The organism is Paracoccus sp. S4493 (genome assembly GCF_000967735.1).
Taxonomy (GTDB): domain Bacteria; phylum Pseudomonadota; class Alphaproteobacteria; order Rhodobacterales; family Rhodobacteraceae; genus Paracoccus; species Paracoccus marcusii.
The window spans coordinates 1-750 of sequence record NZ_JXYF01000245.1 but is presented as its reverse complement, the minus strand read 5'-3'; the positions used below and the strand labels follow the sequence as shown (position 1 = coordinate 750).

The following is a 750-nucleotide window of genomic DNA, read 5'->3' as shown; positions in this document are numbered from 1 at the left end:
CAGCGCCGGATCGGCCAGCGCCGCGCCGGTCGACAGCACGGCCAGGGCCGAGCCCGCCAGCAGCGATTTCATCAGGGACATAAAGGAACCTCATCCTGTTTTTCGCGGGCGATTCAACGGGCCCGCTGATCGCCCGATTAGGGCGCATCGCACGGGGTCCGGTCAACCGCCTTCTTGGGTCGCACGCAGCGTCAGACGCATCACGATCGCGTCCGTCGCAGGCCCGTAATATCGCCGCCGCACGCCCGCTTCCAGCCATCCCGTCGCCTGATACAGCCGCCGTGCCGCAAGGTTGTCATGCGCGACCTCCAGAAAGGCCTCCTCGGCCCCCATCGCCGCCGCTCTGCCCGCGAATGCGGCAACCAGCGCACGGCCCGTGCCCGCCCGCCGCGCCTGCGGGTCCACGGCCACGGTCAGCAGCTCGGCCTCGCCGGCGATGGCGCGCCCCATCAGGAAACCGTGCGGCGCCTCCAGCAGGAACGTCCCACGACCCGCCAGAAGGCTGGCGAATTCGTCGGCCGACCAGGGGCGCGGGCTGTCGAAGCATCGCGCATGCAACGCGGCCAGATCCTCGGGCGTCACGCCAGGATCACCGGGGGCGCATCGCGGGCGGGCGCCGCGTCCGCCGGGCGCAGATAGACCGGCGCGGGGCGGGGCTGCGGCAGATGCGCGCGGGCCGCGGCCAGGCGTGCCACACCCTCGGCAATTCGACCAGCCGCTGGTCGACGCCTATCTGGCGCGCCGCGCGCT

General features: G+C 72.4%; 1 protein-coding gene. It reads right to left on the bottom strand.

What is annotated here, in order from left to right; all coding sequences use genetic code 11:
* Positions 1-162 precede the first annotated feature (162 nt).
* On the bottom strand, positions 163-582 hold the full coding sequence (locus TW83_RS16750; protein WP_045983923.1) for a GNAT family N-acetyltransferase: 420 nt from the start codon (positions 580-582) through the stop codon (positions 163-165).
* Positions 583-750: the final 168 nt, after the last annotated feature.